Raw genomic sequence first — 1,842 nt, forward strand, 5'->3', positions numbered from 1 at the left:
GAGGCTGGGACATAACTAGCCGGTTTTGGAGATTTTCAATAAAAAGAGGGGTCCGGTCACCGATTTTCGGTGGCCGGACCCCTTCTTTGCACTTCCCCCGATGCCATTGGCGATGAACTTCCGTAGGTTCACCGCCATGAGGGCGAAGCCGAGCTCGCGTTTCACGCGCTGTTTTCCCCTGACGGAGAAGCGGGTGAAACCCAAATTAGCCTTCAGATATCCAAAAACTGGTTCCACGTCCGTCTTGCGTCGGGCGTAGAGAGCACCGGTTTTCTCATCCGAAAGCAGCGTTCTCGTCATATGCTTTTGTTCTTCCCAGGCCCCGTTCACGCTGACCTGGCGGTGTCTCCCCGGTTCGGCCTTCGTGCACAGCTCCCGGAACGGGCAGCCGTCGCAGCTCTCGCACTCGTACACACGGAAATCACGGGTGAAGCCGTTCCGATCGGTCCTTTGGGACTCATGGCTGAACGAGAGCCGCCTCCCGTCCGGGCACGTGAACGTGTCGGTCTCGTCATCGTACGCCCAGTTCGCGATGTTGAACGGGTCCTCGCGCCATTTCTTCTTCTGTTCCTTCCGGTACATCGTATGCGGGATCAAGGGCAGGCGCCCCCGGCGCTCGAGAATGTCCGTGTAGTTCTGCTGGCTCCCGTATCCCGCGTCGGCAACGATGTGGGCGGGCAGGTCGAAGAACGTTTCGATTTCATCGAGGAACGGGATTAACGTCTTCATGTCGGTCGGGTTCGGATAGACGTCATAGGCGAGCGTGTACTGACCTTCGGTTGCGATCTGGACGTTGTAGCCCGGCTTGAGTTGGCCGTTCTTCATGTGATCCTCTTTCATCCGCATGAACGTCGCGTCCCTGTCGGTCTTCGAGTAACTGTTCCGTGTACCGAAGGTGGCCATGTGCTCCTCGTATCGGCGTTTCCGGGCGGCGAAGTCGGCGGCCTGTTTGTGGAGACGACGGGGCACCTTCCGTTCCGCACGCAGTCGTTTCCGTTCGGCGACGTCGGTGGTCGAGGCGATTTCCTCGTCGATGGCCTCGATCTTTTCTTCAAGTCGCGCGGCGACCTGTTCGAGTTCTTGGATCGAGAGCGCGTCCGGGCTCTCCCGTTCGATCTCGGGGATGACCTGACCGGCCATCAGTTCGTCGTACAGTTGGTTCGACTTCTCGACGAGCGTGGCGCTGTATCGCTCGACCGCCCTCCGCCAGACAAACGTATAACGATTGGCGTTCGCCTCGAGCTTCGTGCCATCGATGAAGATCGCCTCCTGGTCGATCTCGCCGGTCTCGACGAGATGACATCTGAAGGCGACGAACGCGGCCTTCAGGATTGGGGCGACGGCCGGGTGGACGCGGAAACGGTTGATCGTCCGATAACTCGGCTCGTGGCCCTGGGCGAGCCACATCATCCGAAGACTGTCCTTGAGTAGGCCTTCGATCTTTCGGCCCGAGAATGCGGACTGCGTGTAGGCGCAGAGGACGATCTTCATCATCATGCGCGGGTGATAGGCCGGGCAGCCCGTCGTTCGCCAGAACGGCTCGAAGGCCTCGTCGGGGATCTGTTCGACGAGGTCATGGACGGCGAAGGCGATATCGTTTTCCTGGAGACGGACTTCTAAATCTAGGGGCAAAACCAACTGGTTCATGGTATACTCTTTGTACATAGGGGCACCTCCAAAGTTATGGTTTGGTCACTTTAACTTTATCAGAGGTCGCCCCTATCTGTTTAGTCCGAAACGCGTGCACGAACCCATAAAAATGACAAGAGGCCACCGGGAGCGAACAAGTCGCTCCCGGTGGCCTCTTTGTTATAAATCTACTGAGTTATGTCCCAGCCTCTT

At 58.0% G+C, this 1,842-nt stretch carries 1 protein-coding gene; it reads right to left on the minus strand.

Features of this window, described 5'->3' with window-relative positions; genetic code table 11:
* Nucleotides 1–15: 15 nt before the first annotated feature.
* Nucleotides 16–1,665 (minus strand): IS1182 family transposase, encoded by a 1,650-nt coding sequence (locus DI14_RS06770; RefSeq protein WP_235193417.1) that lies wholly within the window; start codon nucleotides 1,663–1,665, stop codon nucleotides 16–18.
* Nucleotides 1,666–1,842 lie beyond the last annotated feature (177 nt).

This window comes from Exiguobacterium sp. AB2 (assembly GCF_000696055.1).
Taxonomy (GTDB): domain Bacteria; phylum Bacillota; class Bacilli; order Exiguobacteriales; family Exiguobacteriaceae; genus Exiguobacterium; species Exiguobacterium alkaliphilum.

Bases quoted from the DNA above. Each gene is read 5' to 3' on its own strand.
- DI14_RS06770 (WP_235193417.1), bottom strand. From the start codon at position 1,665: ATGTACAAAGAGTATACCATGAACCAGTTGGTTTTGCCCCTAGATTTA.